Genomic DNA, 17,068 nt, shown 5'->3' on the forward strand with positions numbered 1-17,068 from the left:
GAAATATTCGTTAGAGTTAACGGAAATTGTCGTCTTGCGCTGTCGCAATGACGCGTTTACAATGAACTTTGGACGACACCGGCTAGTGGACGCCGGTCGAACAGAATCGGAGGCAATGAGAGCGGAAGTGGACATGGACATTTTTGGCGTGTTCAGTATTATTGGTACGATTGCGTTTGCGGTCAGCGGCGCCATCGTCGCGATGGAGGAAGAGTACGATATTCTCGGCGTGTTCGTGCTTGGTCTCGTAACGGCATTTGGCGGTGGTGTTGTACGTAACGTACTGATTGGCATCCCTGTATCAACCTTATGGAGTCAAGGAGAGCTGTTCAAGATCGCATTGATATCGATGACGATCGCATTCATCCTGCCAGTCAATTGGCTAAATCGTTGGCGAAGAAGCGAAGCGTTCTTCGATGCGATTGGTTTATCCGCATTTGCTATTCAAGGCGCATTGTATGCAACGAAGATCGGTCACCCGGTCAGTGCGGTGCTGGTTGCGGCAATGCTGACGGGTATTGGCGGCGGCATTATCCGGGACGTGCTTGCCGGGCGCAAGCCGCTCGTCCTTCGCGACGAGATTTACGCGGTATGGGCAATGCTTGCAGGGCTATGTATTTATTACAAATGGTTTGAATCGACGATTGAGCTATTAACGTTATTCGCTATCGTAATTGTCCTTCGTATGCTTTCCGTGAACTTCCGCTGGCGCCTGCCGCGCCGCTCGCTCAAGCACGCATTCGCGCAATCCGTTTATGACCGTCCGGAGCAGCCCGTAGCACAAGAGACGAAAGAGAAGCAGGCTGTCGCTCAGGGGGCTGTTGAGCTTGAGAGGACTAAGACGATTAAGCATGCTATAGGCAATCCGTTTGGCGCTCTCGTTAGAAAAGGATGGTGGAACCGTTGAAGCACGTATTATTCGTTTGTCTGGGCAATATTTGCCGTTCTCCGATGGCAGAGGCGGTATTCAGACGTAAAGTAGAAGAAGCAGGATTAAGCAGTGAGATTGGCATCGATTCGGCAGGCACAGGTGATTGGCATATCGGTAAGCCGCCGCATGAGGGCACACGTAAGCTGCTCGATTCCAGAGGCATCTCATACGAAGGTATGCGCGCTAGACAAGTGAATGGCCGCGATTTCTCCGACTTCGATTATATAGTGTGCATGGACAACAGCAATGAGCGCAACGTTAATGCGATTCGCCAAGAATTGAGCGCGAGTGAGCATGGCGAAGCGAAGCTGTTCAAGCTGCTCGATCTTGTTCCCGAAGCTGGTACGACGGATGTACCGGATCCTTACTACACGGGAAACTTCGAAGAGGTGTATGAGCTCGTCTCCACCGGCTGCGACCGCCTGTTAGCGCAGATTAAGCAGGACATAGCAGGTTAAACAGTGTGAAACCCCCGACTAAGTGGATGTCGGGGGTTTCTTTGTATAGGTTGTGCGAAGTCTTGATTAGTTGGAAGTGATCGAACGTAACGGTTGTAACAATGGTTAATAACGCGAAATTCGTACGTTCGGTGTGCTAACGGTTGCGAGCGAGGTTAATGGGTGGGCGAGGGCAAATTTTATGTCCAACATGATCAATTAGCCACAATAACCCTCGTATTTTAGGGATTTTCTCACGAATGCTCACTCATTCGCAGGATTTAGTGGTGAAAATGTCGCTGCTTTAACCATATAAGCACGATGCCAACCGTTAAAGCATCAGCCTCTAAATAAATAAACGCTGGACCGTGTTGGTCCAGCGTTTTCAATAACCCTTCGGTGGGACGACCGTAAGGAGATACTTTTCACGATCTATCGATCCAAGAAATGCGCCAATCCCGCCGGCAGATCCTTCTGCCAGAAGCCCCACGTATGCTTGCCGTCACGCTCTAGATACGACACCTTCGCACCACGTTCCTCGAGCAGTACACGCGCATCGCGATTCAGGTCAATGAAATTGTGCACACCGCGATCCAACGTTTCGTACGCATCCTCTTGCAATCCAACGGTCATGTAGATGTCGAGCCACGACAGATCGGATTCCTGCTCAATCAGATCAAGCGAGCAATCGAAGAACGCGCCGGACAGCGACAACACTTGTGTAAACAGGGTGCGATTATTCAGAGCGATATGAAGGGAAGAGGTTCCGCCGAGCGAATCGCCAGCAAGCAGGCGCGAAGCTGAGTCACGGCGTACCGGATATTTGCTTTCAATAAAAGGGATAAGCTCCTCAGCGAAAAAGCGTACATAGTCCGCATGGAGCGATCCGTCAGGCGAATACTCCTCCGTACGCACTTTCTTGTCCACCTCAACGCCAACTACGATGAACGGTTCAATGCCTTCATCTAATATAAGCTGATTGGAGATGGTGGCAACGCGTCCGAAGTTGAAGAAGTCTTCGCCATCCTGGCAGTATACAACGGGGTAACTAAGCACTTCATTATAACCAGGCGGCAGAAACACGCGAAGTTTGCGTTCGCCATCAGGCAAATAGCGACTTGCCACGACTTCTTTATTCACCGTTCGTTTCAAATATTTGTCATCCATATTGACATGCTCCTCTCACCCTGCATGAGAACTTCATCTCGTGGGTAAACAATAGATAGGAAGTCCGCGCATTTCTAGGCTTCAATTGTGACATTGTATTACACTGTAACACTATAGAATTGTTGCTGTTACATATACAATTTCGATGAAAAGTTGTCTAAAACTTAGAAAACCGTGGTTATATCGTGTTTTTACTTTGACCATTTTCTCGAAACAGGTATATAATTATTCTATAACAGAGGTATGTGATATTCAAATTTTATTACGAGGTGAGCGTTTGCGATGAGCAAAGTGGTGACTAAACAACCGTCTTACGAAGTTCAGTCCGAGCCAGTTACACCGTTGTCCATTTTGTCGCCTGAAGGCGAAGTCGTAGCCCCGGACCTGGTTCCGAGCCTGTCCGATGAACAACTAAAAGAAATTATGTACCGTATGGTATTCACGCGTGCTTGGGATGAGCGCGCAGTAAACCTGGGCCGCCAAGGCCGTCTCGGCTTCTATGCTCCGGTATCCGGTCAAGAAGCATCGATGGTTTGCAGTGAGTACGCTTTGAATAAAGAAGATTTCGTAGCTCCTGGCTACCGCGACATGCCGCAGCTCGTATGGCATGGTCTTCCGCTGTACCAAGCATTCCTGTACTCCCGTGGTCATCAACACGGCGGTCAAATTCCTGAAGGCGTCAACGTTCTGATGCCACAGATCATCATCGGCGCACAAGTGCTTCATGCAATGGGCGTAGCGATGGCATTCAAGAAAAAAGGCGAAAAACGCGTTGCGATTACGTACACAGGTGACGGCGGTTCGTCCGAAGGCGACTTCTACGAAGCACTGAACTACGCTGGCGTATTCAAGCTTCCAGTTATTTTCGTCGTTCAAAATAATGGTTATGCAATCACGACGCCATATGCGAAGCAAACGGCTGCGCTGTCCGTAGCGCACAAAGCAGTTGCTGCTGGCATCAAAGGCATTCAAGTTGACGGCATGGATCCGCTTGCTGTCTATAAAGCAGTATCCGAAGCAGCAGAGCGCGGCCGCAACGGCGAAGGCGCTACGCTGATCGAGCTCATCACATATCGTTACCGTCCACACTCGATGGCGGACGACACGACCAAATACCGCACGAAGGACGAAGAGAACGATTGGGCAACACGCGATCCGCTCGTACGTTTCGGCAAGTATCTGGAAGCGAAAGGTCTCTGGACGGAAGAAGACACGAATCGTGTTAAAGAAGAGTCCAAAGCGACTGTGAACGAGCACATCAAGAAAGCAGAACAAACAGAGAAGATGACGGTAGCGGGTCTGATCGACTCGATGTTCGAGAAAACGCCTCAGCATCTGGAAGAGCAAAAGGCAGACTTTCAATAATATTCGACTAAATCGCTGAAGGAGGATTCCATCGATCATGGCTCAAATGAATATGCTTGAAGCACTGCGCGATGCAATGCGCGTGGAATTGAAACAGGATCCTAACGTTCTTATTTTCGGTGAGGACGTAGGTAAAGTCGGCGGCGTATTCCGTGTAACGGAAGGCCTGCAAGAAGAATTCGGCGAGGAGCGCGTATTCGATACGCCTCTCGCCGAGTCCGCAATCGCTGGTATGGCAGTTGGTATGGGTACGCAAGGCTTCCGTCCAGTCGCGGAAATCCAGTTCGTAGGCTTCATCTATGAAGCACTCGACCAAATGTTTGTACAAGCTGCTCGTATGCGTTACCGCTCCGGCGGCCGTTACAACTCGCCAATCGTATTCCGTACGCCTTTCGGCGGCGGCGTTAAAGCGGCTGAGCTGCACACGGACTCGCTCGAAGGCTTGGCTATCCAAACACCGGGTATCAAGGTTATCGTACCTTCGAACCCGTACGATGCTAAAGGTCTTATGATCTCTGCAATCCGTGATAACGACCCTGTCTTCTTCATGGAGCACTTGAATCTGTACCGTGCATTCCGTGACGAAGTGCCCGAAGGCGAGTACACGATCGAGATCGGCAAAGCAAACGTTGTTCGCGAAGGTAAAGACGTTACGATCATCGCTTACGGCATGATGGTTCACACGGCGAAGAAAGCGGCTGAAGAGCTTGCTAAAGAAGGCATCGAAGCTGAAGTTATCGACCTTCGTACGTTGGTTCCGCTTGATATCGATACGCTCGTTAAGTCGATTCAGAAGACGAACCGCGTCATCGTCGTTCAAGAAGCTCAGAAAACGTCCGGTGCAGCAGCTGAAGTTATTGCACAAATCAATGAAAAAGCAATCCTGCACCTTGAAGCGCCAGTGCTCCGCGTAGCGGGTCCTGACACGGTATATCCGTTCGCACAAATCGAAGATGCATGGCTGCCATCGCCTGAGCGTGTAGTTAAAGCGGCGAAGCAAGTACTGAACTTTTAATTCATAATCGATCCTGCAGCGCTGTTAAGGCGAAGGTCGGTCACGTATACAGAACGAGGGAGGCATTCGGATGGCAAAATTCGAATATCGATTCCCGGAGCTGGGCGAAGGTCTGCATGAAGGCGAAATCGTCAAAATGCACATCAAGCCAGGCGACGCGGTTAATGATGAGAGCATCATTATGGAAGTTCAGAACGACAAGGCAATCGTTGAAGTACCTTGTCCAGTAGAAGGCAAAGTTGTTGAAGTGTTCGCGAAAGACGGCCAAGTGATGCATGTTGGCGAAGTGGTAGCTGTTATCGATGTTGAAGGCGAACTGCCTGAAGGCGCAACAGTTGCAGCGGACAGCGCTCCAGCAGCTGAAGCTCCAGCAGCAGCACCGGCGGCACCAGCAGCACAAGCGGCAGCGCCTGCTCCACAAGCAAGCGGCGCACTTGTATTGGCTACGCCTAGCGTACGCAAATACGCTCGCGAGAATGGCATTGACATCACGACTGTAACGGGATCCGGCAAGAACGGCAAAGTTACGCGCGAAGATATCGATGCATTCGTATCCGGCGGCGCTGCACCTGCAGCAGCAGCTCCAGAAGCGGCGGCTCCAGCGGCAGCAGAAGCACCTGCAGCAGCGGCATCGAAGCCGGCAGCACCGGTTGCAGCGGGCGACGCTTACCGTCCAGAAGAGCGCGTACCATTCAAAGGTATCCGCAAAGCGATCGCGAATGCGATGGTTAAATCGGTGTATACAGCTCCACACGTTACGCTGATGGACGAAGTTGACGTTACTGAACTTGTTGCACTCCGTGCAAAATATAAGCCTTTCGCAGAGAAGAAAGGCGTTAAGCTGACGTACCTGCCGTTCATCGTGAAGGCACTCGTAGCAGCATGCCGCGAATTCCCGATCATGAATGCGACGCTGGACGAAGCAGCGCAAGAAATCGTTCTGCGCAAATACTACAATATCGGTATTGCTACGGATACGGAGAACGGCCTGATCGTTCCTGTTATCGAAGATGCAGATCGCAAGAACATTTACTCCGTTGCAAGCAAAATCAGCGATTTGGCTGCTCGCGGCCGCGATGGCAAGCTTGCACCTAACGAGCTCAGAGGCAGCACGATCTCCATCACGAACATCGGTTCCGCAGGCGGCATGTTCTTCACGCCGGTTATCAACTTCCCAGAAGTTGCAATCCTCGGTACGGGTCGTATCTCGGAGAAAGCTGTTGTTAAGAACGGCGAGATCGTAGCAGCACCAGTCATGGCTCTGTCGCTCAGCTTCGACCACCGTCTCATCGATGGCGCAACGGCTCAAAACTTCTTGAATTTCATCAAAAAACTGCTGGCTCAGCCAGAACTGTTCATCATGGAGGTGTAACGAAACATGGTAGTAGGAGACGCTTCACTCGATATTGATACATTAGTCATTGGCGCAGGCCCTGGCGGTTACGTTGCAGCAATCCGTGCAGCGCAACTCGGACATAAAGTACTTTGCGTAGATAAAGCAACGGTAGGCGGCGTTTGCCTTAACGTTGGTTGTATCCCTTCCAAAGCACTCATCTCGGCAGCTCACCAATACGAAGCAGCTTCCCACGGCGAAGCATTCGGCATTACGGTTGGCGACGTGAAAGTGGATTGGAGCAAAGTGCAAGAGTTCAAGAACGGCGTTACAAAGAAGCTGACGGGCGGCGTTGCATCGCTGCTTAAAGCGAACAAAGTTGAATACTTCAACGGCGAAGTCATGTTCATCAACGAGAACGAAGCTCGCGTATTCAACGACCAAGAAGCACCGCGTTATCGCTTCAAGAACTGCATTATCGCGACGGGCTCCCGTCCGATCGAACTCAAAGCATTCCCTTACGGCGGCCGCATTCTGTCCTCGACAGAAGCGCTCTCGCTGCCTGAGATTCCGAAGAGCCTCGTTGTTATCGGCGGCGGCTACATCGGTATCGAGCTTGGCCAAATGTACAGCAAATTCGGTACGAAAGTGACGATTATCGAAGGCTCCGACGCGATTATGCCTGGCTTCGATAAAGACATGTCCAACCTTGTAGCGAAGAAGCTTAAAGCAAAAGACGTTACGATCGTAACGGGCGCACAAGCGAAGTCCGCTACGCAAACAGCCGACAACGTAACGGTAACTTACGCAGTAGGCGACAAAGAAGAGTCGGTTACAGCGGATTACCTGCTCGTAACGGTTGGCCGTCGTCCTAACACGGATGGCGAGCTGGGTCTTGACCTGATCAATGTCGAAATGACAGACCGCGGTCTGATCAAAGTCGACCACCAAGGCCGTACGAATATCCCGCACATCTTCGCAATCGGCGATATCGTACCAGGTGCAGCACTCGCTCACAAAGCAATGTACGAAGGCCGCGTAGCAGCAGAAGCAATCTCGGGTCTGCCAAGCGTAGTTGACTACAAATGCATTCCAGCTGTTGCTTTCTCTGATCCAGAATGCGCAAGCGTTGGTTACTCGGAGAAAGAAGCGAAGGAAAAAGGCCATAACGTTAAAGCTGGCAAATTCCCATTCGCAGCAAACGGCCGCGCACTGTCGCTTAACGGCGCTGAAGGCTTCGTGAAGATCGTTTCCGACGCTGACAACGGTCTCGTACTCGGCGCGCAGATCGTCGGTATCGAAGCTTCCAACATGATCGCAGAGATCGGTCTGGCTATCGAGATGGGCGCAACGCTCGAAGATATCGCCCTGACGATCCATGCTCACCCAACGCTTGGTGAAATCGTGCTCGACGCTGCAGAAGTAGCGCTTGGTCACCCGATCCACACGTTTGTAAAATAATATGATGGTGCAGACTCTAACCTATAGTGGTTTAAGTCTGCGGCTCTAGAGGTCAGCGACTTAAGAACGTCGCTGGCCTCTTTTTGTTGGGCGGCTCATACATTACCTTACAAGACGGTACGGTTCGTCAACAGATCGAAGGAGGCAGTAGGCATGGCAGATCAACATGAACAACAAGCTTCGCAGCAATTGACTGCAAAACCCGCATCAGATTCTCGAACGGTGCTAACGGATATTGTTTTCCCATCGGATACGAACCATCTGCAGACGCTGTTCGGCGGGGTTGTGATGGAATATATGGATAAGGTTGCTGCAATCTCAGCAATGAGGCATTCCCGAACGTCTGTTGTCACTGTGTCCACTGATAGCATCGACTTCGTAGCGCCGATTCGTGTCGGCGAAGTTATTATTGTCGAATCGTTCGTGTCTTGGACACATCGGACGTCGATTGAAGTGTACGTAAAGGCGGATACGGAAAATTTGAAGACAGGCGAACGGATGACGGCGGTTACAGCTTTCTTCGTATTCGTAGCGCTTGGCGAAGGCGGGAAACCTACCGCTGTTCCTGGTGTTGTGCCAGGGACTGACGAGGAGCGATCCCTATTCGCGACGGGCGAGGAGCGATATCGGCAGCGCCGCAAAAGAATGGAAGATCGCAAGAACAAGGGAAGCTAAGGTCGAATTTGGACTGTGACATCACCTTCTCAGTCTGCCTGCGTTGTCGTATTTTATGTTACAATACAGCTAGTAGAATGACAGGCAGATGGATGGGAGAATGATGAGATGAGTCGGAACGAAAATCAATATTTACAGTTGCTGAAGCATGTACTAGAGCATGGAACACGTAAGGAAGACCGTACAGGCACGGGGACGATTTCGGTGTTCGGCTATCAAATGCGGTTCGACCTGCAGGAAGGCTTCCCGCTGCTCACAACGAAACGTGTCGGATTCAAAACGATGGCAAGCGAGCTGTTATGGTTTATGAAAGGCGACACGAACATTCGTTATTTGCTTCAGCATAAGAATAATATTTGGAACGAGTGGGCGTTTAAGCGTTGGGTTGAGAGCGACGCCTACGACGGTCCTGACATGACGAATTTCGGGCTTCGGTCACAGACGGATGAATCGTTTGCCCTTCAATATAAAGAACAAATGGACCGCTTTAAACAGTTAGTATTGACGGATGATGCGTTCGCTGCGCAGTACGGCGAGCTGGGGGACGTCTACGGCAAGCAATGGCGTGCATGGCGAACAACGCAAGGGGAAACAATCGATCAGCTTCAGGATGTCATTGAGACGATTAAACGCAATCCCGATTCCCGTCGATTAATCGTATCGGCATGGAATCCAGAGGACGTACCGACAATGGCGCTGCCACCTTGCCACACACTGTTTCAGTTCTATGTGGCCGACGGCAAGCTAAGCTGTCAATTATATCAGCGGAGCGCGGATATATTCCTTGGCATTCCGTTCAATATTGCAAGTTACGCGCTTCTTACTCATCTAATCGCACATGAGTGCGGACTGGAAGTAGGCGAATTCGTGCATACGCTCGGAGACGCACACATTTATGTGAATCACCTTGAACAGATTGAAGAACAGCTTAGCCGTGAACCGAAGGCGCTTCCGAAGCTGAAACTATCGGGAGATTGGACTTCGGTGTTCGATGCTGATGTGGCGAACATTACGCTCGAAGGTTATGAACCACATCCAGCCATCAAAGCACCAGTAGCTGTATAATGAGGGCGCACCAGCGAACAGGAGAGTGGGTACAATGAGTCAGATCTCGATGATATGGGCAATGGACACCAATCGGGGCATCGGGATCCAGAACCGGATTCCGTGGCGTCTGCCGGCGGACATGGCATTCTTTAAATCTTATACAACGGGTAAAACTGTAGTCATGGGACGCAAAACATTCGAGTCCTTTCCTAAGGCGCTGCCGAACCGGCGCAACGTTGTGCTATCTCGCAATGCTGATCTGGCACTGGAAGGTGCCGAGGTCGTAACGTCCGTTGAGGAAGTACTAGAGCGCTATGGCAGCGAAGAAGAGCTTGTTGTCATCGGCGGAGCTGAAATATATAATCTGTTCATGCCTATCGCCAATAAATTGTTCGTTACCGAAATAGACGAATCGTTCGCAGGTACAGATGCCTTCATGCCTGCGTATGATGAAAGTCAGTGGGTTTTGACGGACAGTAAACTTGGCGAACAGAATGAGAAAAATCCGTACGTTTATCGCTTCTTGACCTATGAACGGTCGTGATTCTGACTAATGTAAGCGAGTGGTAATTGACTCCCAAATGTATAACGGTGCAAATGATTGTACGGATAATCCATTTATCTAGTGCGCGATATGATGCTAATATGAACCCAATTCAACTATTAAACTAGCGTTATCATGCAAAGACTATGATTAAAGTTGCTGATCAATTCCCGAAGTATTCTTCGGGAATCGAGAATATATTGATGGGGGAGTTGCGATCATGTCTACACCAACGGGATTTATGGAGTTTAAGCGCGAACTGCCGGCAGATCGCGATCCGGTAGAGCGGATTAAAGATTGGGAAGAGTTCCATCTCCATATGGATGAGGAACATCTGCGCACGCAAGGCGCACGCTGCATGGATTGCGGAACGCCTTACTGTCACACAGGAATGGAACTGGCCGGCAACGCTTCTGGCTGCCCGGTCAATAACCTTATACCAGAGTGGAACAATCTGATCTACCGTGGACTGTGGCGCGAAGCGCTCGATCGTCTGCACAAAACAAACAATTTCCCTGAATTCACAGGCCGTGTGTGCCCTGCGCCATGCGAAGGCTCCTGTACGGTTGGCCTTATCGGACAGCCTGTTACGATCAAGACGATTGAGCAGGCGATTATCGACCGCGGCTTCGAGGAAGGCTGGGTCGTTCCACAGCCTCCGAAGGAACGGACAGGCAAACGTGTTGCTGTCGTTGGCTCCGGTCCTGCAGGGCTCGCTGCAGCTGCGCAGCTGAACAAGGCGGGTCACCTCGTAACGGTGTACGAGCGTGCGGATCGCATTGGCGGACTTCTCACGTATGGCATTCCTACGATGAAACTGGATAAAGGCGTTGTGCAGCGCCGCGTTGATCTGCTGGAAGCAGAAGGCGTGACGTTCATTACGAACACGGAGATCGGCAAAGACATCTCTGCACAACAGCTTGTTGACGATTTCGACGCAGTCGTATTGTGCGGCGGCGCAACGAAATCCCGCGACGTATCGATGGAAGGCCGTGAATTGAAGGGCATCTATCAAGCGATGGATTACCTGAACGGTACGATCAAGAGCTATCTGGATTCGAATCTGGAAGACGGCAACTATATCTCGGCCAAAGACAAGGACGTTATCGTCATTGGCGGCGGCGACACGGGTACGGACTGCGTGGCAACAGCGCTTCGCCATGGCTGCCGTTCGATTACTCAATTCGGCACGCATGCGAAGGCTCCGCTTGAGCGCGATACCGTGAATAATCCTTGGCCGCAATTCCCTAACGTTTACACGCTGGACTATGCTCACGAAGAGGCGAAAGCACTCTATGGCGAAGATCCACGCGCTTTCTCGGTACTGACGAAGAAATTCGTTGGTGACGAGAATGGCAACCTGAAGGAACTGCACACGGTGCAAATCGAGCGTACTGTCGATGAGACGGGCCGCAAAGTATATACGGAGATTCCAGGCACGGAGAAGGTGTGGAAAGCAGACATCGTCCTCGTCGCAGTTGGCTTCGAAGGTCCAGAGAGCACAATCATTAACGAGCTTGGCCTTGAGCAAGATCGCCGTTCGAACGTGAAAGCGAAGTACGGCCAATACGTAACGAACGTGGATAAAGTGTTCGCTGCAGGCGACATGCGCCGCGGCCAAAGCTTGGTCGTATGGGCAATCAACGAAGGCCGCGAAGCGGCTCGCGAAGTTGATAAGTTCCTGATGGGATCGTCGATGCTGCCATAAAGATAAGACGATTAGTTAAATGTAAGAATGAGAAGCACGATCGCGCTACTTTAGCGGATCGTGCTTTTTTAGATACATAAGAAAGATTATGTTCACTAAAGAGTCTTCTACGAGGGTTTCTCATTTTCGACAGCATCGTCGTTATGATAAGCTATCTATATATGGATATGGGCAGCAGCGATATTCGTTGTGTCTGAATGAGTTTATAAAAAGATGAAGAGCGGGAAAGTGGAGGTTGCATCGTATATGATTCAATACGGATCGGATATTATTACAGAGCTTAAATTCGTCGGCTTCGATCCAACGATTGAGCGCCGTGACAACCAATGGGTTGATATTGAGCTTGTTCCAGAACTGTGGAAGGGAACGCCTGTCCCGGACGGCATTCATGACTTAACGATCTATGTCATTTGTACAACAGGTGGTCAAATCGCGCAAATGGTGCCATATGATGAAGGCTGCGACTGCGAATTTCAGTTTACGGTGTCGGAGAAAGAACAAATTACGGCGTACATTTTGTCGGAAGATATTCAGGCGCGCATCCGCAATCTAACCTCCCCAATCTGAGGAAAGATATGCTAAAATCGGGATATACAAAAAGCTAGATTCATAGTTTCCTAGCATCCGATTGCAGCGGAGGTAGGTCCCATGCCCACCGATAACGCCAACATATTGACGTCGGCAGAATTGCGCAATATAAGAGCGTATGTGCAGTACAAGTTCGCCGATTTGCCGCAGGACAAGCATGCTGATATTGTTGCGGACGCCGTACGTAAGATTGTGTACAGGAGACTGCCTGCCTTCACAGATGAGGTGCGCAGCGACCTAACGACGCGGCTTATTCGGACTGCGCTCCTCGAGCGGTCAGGCCCGGTAAGCGTCGATGATATCGTGGAAGTATGCTTGCCACTGTCAATGGATGATTCAGCATTATTCGAACCATTCCATGCGTGGGTCGAGCAGCAGCTGCAGGCAATGATTCAACCAGAAATCTTAAGAGATGCGTTAGCTAATTTGTCATCTGAAGGCGGCAATCGTGACAAACCTATGTGGCAGACGATGGCGGATTATCTCACACCCTATGCACAGCCGTTAGAGCCCGTACGAGAGGGTTCAGCCGTTATTCTGCCATTCGTAATGAATGCAGGTGCAGCAGCTATTCTGGCGGTTAGTGAAGCAGCGGAGGCGGGGGTATCGGCATCTGATCCTAGACGAGGGATGCAACGCCCGTTGCTGTATGGGGCGATGAGTATCGTGATAGCTGCAAGCATGCTTCTGTACGGCTGGTATTCGCAACGACCTGATTCGAATAAGAACGCCGCGTCGGATATTTCTTCTGTAGCTGAATCCGCGCCGACACCTGTTGCAGCTGCGAAGAATGAGCTGCCAGCTAGCCTGCAATACCGCGAGATTGACTTGGAAAGACTTGCGGAGTATTTGAATTCGAAGAACTCATTGTTAGCTGAGAAGAAGTATATGGAACCGATCATTGCAGCGGCAGATGAATTCGGTATTGATCCGCTGCTGTTGTTCGCCATCACAGGCCAGGAGCAGGCTTTCGTTCCGAGGGATCATGATAGAGCTATGGAGATTGTGAATAACCCGTTTAACGTCTTCCACAGCTGGAAGGAATATAATACGACGATTAAGCAGTCTGCGCGAATTGCAGCACGTACTATCGTCAGCGCGAGCAAGAACAGACCGGAAGAGATCGATCCATTCACTTGGATTAATATCAAATACGCAGAAGATGAGAAATGGGCAAAAGGTGTACGTTCCATCTGGTCATCGATGAGTAAACGGATAGCCGATTAGACCGATGACAGGTTAACGTGATTAATGATAGAATAAGACAGACTCATACAAGCACCCTGAGATGTCGGATCAGGAAGCACCTCTTTCGACCAAGCTTAAATACTCTAATGCGGGCTGCCTCAGCGCAGCCTATTTTGCATGACAGGAATGGCAAAGGAGAGATCTCTTTCTTGAAGACACTCATCATTGCGGAGAAGCCAGATATGGGGCGTAACATCGCAGCCGCAATCGATCCGAAAGCGAAGAATCACCGGACTTACCTAGAAGGGGAGCAGTACATCATCACCTGGGCGATTGGCCATTTGATCGGGCTTGCGGAGCCGGATGCATACGATGACAAGTACAAGAAATGGAACATTAACGACCTTCCGATTATTCCGGACGCGTTCAAGCTCGTTCCAAATCGGAAAACAATTGATCAGCTTAAATTAATTGGCGAGCTCGCCAAGCGTAGTGACATGCTCATTAACTCATGCGACGCCGGGCGCGAGGGCCAGCATATCTTCTCCCTCATTCAACGGCATCTGAAGCTTAAGCAGCCGGTGAAGCGGCTGTGGATATCCGACCTGACGCCAGAGACGATTCGGAAAGGATTCGCCGAGCTCAGAGAAGGTGTCGAATTCGAGAACTTAACCAAGGCTGCTAGGGCGAGAAGCGAAGCCGATTGGCTCGTCGGGATGAACGGTTCTCGTGCGTTTACGACGAAGCATAATGTGCTGTTGTCCGTCGGACGCGTACAGACACCGGTACTTGCGCTTATCTATGACCGGCAGAAGCAGATCGAGGCGTTCGCGTCGCTGAAGTATTTTGAGCTGGAAGGGCACTTCAATCAACAGAATGTCACTTACAAAGGAATGTGGCAAGGCGAGCGGATGACGGACAAGGCGAAGGCGGACGCACTCGCTGCCAAAGTTAAAAGCAAGCCTGCACGGATCGCGTCATACGAGGTAAAGGACACGAAAGAGTATCCGAACAAGCTGTATGACCTGACGCTGCTCCAGCGGGAAGCGAACGGGCGGTACAGCTTCTCTGCGAAGAAGACGCTTGATATCGCGCAATCGTTGTATGAGAAACATAAGGTTATCTCATATCCGCGGACCAACTCGAACTATGTGACGGAGCAGAATATTCCGGAGATGCACAAAGCGCTGTCAGCGCTGCAAGGAACCGATTATGACGCACTCGTTAAAGGGGCCAATCGCAATCTTGTTCATGCAGGCAACAAAGCGATTTGCAACCCGTCCAAGGTTGAGGATCACCACGCCATTCTGCCGACGCATCGCAAGGCAAACGGGTTGAATCCCGATGAGAAGAAGCTGTACGATCTCATCGTTCGCCGCTTCTTGTCGCAGTTCTATCCAGCGGCGGAGTATAAGATGCATACTGTGCTGACTGAGGTTGAAGGCGAGACGTTCAAGACAACGGTGAAGCAGCTTCTCAGCATCGGCTGGAAGATGATCTATGCCGATCAGCAGAAGGAGAAGAAAAGCACAAACCGCAGCAATGCGAAGGAAGAGGAAGAAGACGAGGAGATTGTAGTGGACGAGCCCTTCTCCATCGAACCGAATGTTCCTGTCACTTGCGCTGACGCGATTGTGAAGGAGAAGGATACACAACCTCCGAAGCACTTTACCGAGGGCACTTTGCTCAAGGCGATGGAAAGTGCAGGCAAGCAGATCGAAGACGAAGAACTGCGCGACGCAATGAAGCAGTCTGGACTAGGCACACCGGCTACACGTGCTGCAACGATCGAGCGTCTGAAGCAGGTCGGCTATGTTGAGATGCAAGGCAAGAAAATTGTAATTACGCTCAAAGGCCGTACGGCGATTGAACTCATTCGCGGAGCTGGCGTCGAGCTTCTCACCTCGCCAGAGATGACGGGTCAGTGGGAGCGCCGCCTGAATGAGATTGCACGCGGTACGGCTTCGGACGAGCAATTCATGAACAAGGTGAAGCAGTTCGCTGCGAAGATTGTTGATCAGGTACGCCTGCAGTCACGCGCGGCGAAGACATCGTTCGAGAGTGACGAGCAGCCTCGCAGTGCCGAGGGCAAAGGCCGCAAGGGAGTGTCACGCACGAAAGGAGCTTCCGCTAGTTCTAGCGGAGGTGGCAGAGCCGTGAAGTCATCTGAGACTGGATCAGGGGATGGCGGTTCTGCTGGAACGAAGAAGACAACAACGCGAACACGTACAGCTGTTGCAGAACCAGCATCTCCTAATGACGGCCCTAAGATCATTGCCGCATGTCCGCGATTCGGCTGCGGAGGCAGCTTGTTCATGGGACGCAAAGGGTACGGCTGTTCGAATTATCGGGAAGGCTGCAAGTTCGTCATCTGGAAGATGAGCTTTGGACGTTCACTCACAGACGGACAAGTCAAGGCGCTTGTGGAGAAAGGGAAGACGGCAAAGCTTAAGTTGGCTCTACCGGACGGAACACCCACAGAAGGTCGAATTGTTCTCCGTAATCTCGATACTGGCGAACTGGATGTAGAAGTGGATTAAGACCATGAAGTAAAGAATAAGGCTAGCTGTCACAACGTTCATGGGAACGTAGTCAGCTAGCCTTATTGTCATGTTTGGCCGTCCTAACAGCTTGTACACAGCACATTCTCTCGTTCGAATGGAAGCGCACTGTGCCTAATGGCGATCCTGTACATACCGTTGTATAGCCGGCGGTACGTCAGGCAATTGGTGTAGGGTGAAGAAAGCGCCTTGTGGCTGTACAGCAATCTCAACATTGTTATATACCCACTCGGTATCTACCTTCATATGAATGGCGTTAATGCCTGCTGTTAATGCAGGAACAACATCTGTACGGATCGAGTTGCCGATCATCCAAGTCGATGCGCGATCGAAATCGCCTTCGTGAAGGATCGACTCCAGCGCTTCATTGTTCTTGTGGCGACGAATATAGATGCGCGATCCAAAATAGCGCTCAAGGTTCAATTGATCGATCTTGCGGCGTTGAATAAGCAATTCGCCGCCCGTATAAAGATGCAGCTGATGGCCGTATTCCGCCAGATCGTTCAGCGTAGATTCCATGAATGGATAAGGTTCAACTTGGTGCTCGTACACGCTGCGTCCAAGCTTCCACAGGAAGTCTTCTTCTACTGGGGAGCGTCTGCGTCCCGTCATGTCGGAGAAGTACACATACGTATCGATGAACGATTGTGGGAAGTGATCGCTCTTGAAACCAAGTACATGCACGCCAGCAATATCGATCTCTGTCTGCTTATTCTTGATGATGTCAGCCGTAATCTCGGGGTATCCGGCAAACCAGGTAAGCATAGAGTCGCTGAATTGTTCGATGACCAGGTAGAAGTATTTGTTACAGTAAACGAGCGTATCGTCTAGGTCAAACAGTATGGTTTGTTTCATCTTGGGCACGACTCCTTTATCTAAGAAGATAAACGACGGTATCATCCGTTCGATCATCCATGAAGCCGGTAAGCGCTGTCTCGGCAGTGCATAGGCTTAGCAATATCCCCCTGACATCAATCTACCGTAAGGAGCATCCTTAGTCAAACAGAATAATGGCAACCCGATGCGCGAATGCTATGCGATGGAGGTG

The 17,068-nt window shown here is 50.7% G+C and carries 15 protein-coding genes; 13 read left to right on the forward strand and 2 right to left on the reverse strand.

Translation table 11 applies throughout. The features are described from left to right. Nucleotides 1–133: 133 nt before the first annotated feature. Nucleotides 134–907, forward strand: a complete 774-nt coding sequence (locus tag H8B09_RS09410; RefSeq protein WP_191203782.1) for a trimeric intracellular cation channel family protein — start codon at nt 134–136, stop codon at nt 905–907. Next, on the forward strand, nt 904–1,389 hold the full coding sequence (locus H8B09_RS09415; protein WP_191203246.1) for a low molecular weight protein-tyrosine-phosphatase: 486 nt from the start codon (nt 904–906) through the stop codon (nt 1,387–1,389). Before H8B09_RS09410 ends, H8B09_RS09415 begins: the two co-directional genes overlap by 4 nt. 411 nt (nt 1,390–1,800) lie before the next feature. On the opposite strand, the gene H8B09_RS09420 is transcribed toward H8B09_RS09415, so the two are convergent. After that, nucleotides 1,801–2,535 carry an alpha/beta hydrolase gene (locus H8B09_RS09420; protein WP_191203247.1) on the reverse strand — a complete coding sequence of 245 codons (735 nt, stop codon included), beginning with the start codon at nt 2,533–2,535 and terminating at the stop codon, nt 1,801–1,803. Between the two features lie 294 nt (nt 2,536–2,829). Between H8B09_RS09420 and pdhA the strand changes: the two genes are divergently transcribed. From pdhA to H8B09_RS09475, 11 genes are all read left to right on the forward strand, one after another. Then, a complete protein-coding gene (gene pdhA, locus H8B09_RS09425; RefSeq protein ID WP_397376063.1) occupies nt 2,830–3,900 on the forward strand; it encodes a pyruvate dehydrogenase (acetyl-transferring) E1 component subunit alpha in 1,071 nt (356 codons plus the stop codon). Between the two features lie 37 nt (nt 3,901–3,937). Further along, nucleotides 3,938–4,915: an alpha-ketoacid dehydrogenase subunit beta gene (locus H8B09_RS09430; protein WP_191203249.1), complete on the forward strand. Its 978-nt coding sequence runs from the start codon at nt 3,938–3,940 to the stop codon at nt 4,913–4,915. A 70-nt stretch (nt 4,916–4,985) separates the two neighbouring features. After that, nucleotides 4,986–6,287: a dihydrolipoamide acetyltransferase family protein gene (locus H8B09_RS09435; RefSeq protein ID WP_191203250.1), complete on the forward strand. Its 1,302-nt coding sequence runs from the start codon at nt 4,986–4,988 to the stop codon at nt 6,285–6,287. Between the two features lie 6 nt (nt 6,288–6,293). After that, the gene (gene lpdA, locus H8B09_RS09440) at nt 6,294–7,709 is read left to right on the forward strand and encodes a dihydrolipoyl dehydrogenase (RefSeq protein WP_191203251.1); all 1,416 of its coding nucleotides are present in this window, start codon (nt 6,294–6,296) and stop codon (nt 7,707–7,709) included. A 153-nt stretch (nt 7,710–7,862) separates the two neighbouring features. Further along, nucleotides 7,863–8,384, forward strand: coding sequence for an acyl-CoA thioesterase (locus H8B09_RS09445; protein ID WP_191203252.1), 522 nt, complete (start codon nt 7,863–7,865; stop codon nt 8,382–8,384). Nucleotides 8,385–8,492: 108 nt separating this feature from the next. Further along, nucleotides 8,493–9,449 carry a thymidylate synthase gene (locus tag H8B09_RS09450; protein ID WP_191203253.1) on the forward strand — a complete coding sequence of 319 codons (957 nt, stop codon included), beginning with the start codon at nt 8,493–8,495 and terminating at the stop codon, nt 9,447–9,449. 34 nt (nt 9,450–9,483) lie between these two features. Further along, the gene (locus H8B09_RS09455; protein ID WP_191203254.1) at nt 9,484–9,975 is read left to right on the forward strand and encodes a dihydrofolate reductase; all 492 of its coding nucleotides are present in this window, start codon (nt 9,484–9,486) and stop codon (nt 9,973–9,975) included. A 220-nt stretch (nt 9,976–10,195) separates the two neighbouring features. Further along, nucleotides 10,196–11,683, forward strand: coding sequence for a glutamate synthase subunit beta (locus H8B09_RS09460; RefSeq protein WP_191203255.1), 1,488 nt, complete (start codon nt 10,196–10,198; stop codon nt 11,681–11,683). 213 nt (nt 11,684–11,896) lie between these two features. Further along, nucleotides 11,897–12,250: a hypothetical protein gene (locus H8B09_RS09465; RefSeq protein ID WP_224753428.1), complete on the forward strand. Its 354-nt coding sequence runs from the start codon at nt 11,897–11,899 to the stop codon at nt 12,248–12,250. An 81-nt stretch (nt 12,251–12,331) separates the two neighbouring features. Further along, a complete protein-coding gene (locus tag H8B09_RS09470) occupies nt 12,332–13,498 on the forward strand; it encodes a glucosaminidase domain-containing protein (RefSeq protein ID WP_191203256.1) in 1,167 nt (388 codons plus the stop codon). A 170-nt stretch (nt 13,499–13,668) separates the two neighbouring features. Then, nucleotides 13,669–15,999: a DNA topoisomerase 3 gene (locus tag H8B09_RS09475; protein WP_191203257.1), complete on the forward strand. Its 2,331-nt coding sequence runs from the start codon at nt 13,669–13,671 to the stop codon at nt 15,997–15,999. Nucleotides 16,000–16,134: 135 nt separating this feature from the next. On the opposite strand, the gene H8B09_RS09480 is transcribed toward H8B09_RS09475, so the two are convergent. Continuing rightward, on the reverse strand, nt 16,135–16,875 hold the full coding sequence (locus tag H8B09_RS09480) for an HAD family hydrolase (protein ID WP_191203258.1): 741 nt from the start codon (nt 16,873–16,875) through the stop codon (nt 16,135–16,137). Between the last annotated feature and the right edge of the window lie 193 nt (nt 16,876–17,068).

It is taken from the genome of Paenibacillus terricola, assembly GCF_014779765.1.
Classification (GTDB): Bacteria; Bacillota; Bacilli; order Paenibacillales; family Paenibacillaceae; genus Paenibacillus_T; species Paenibacillus_T terricola.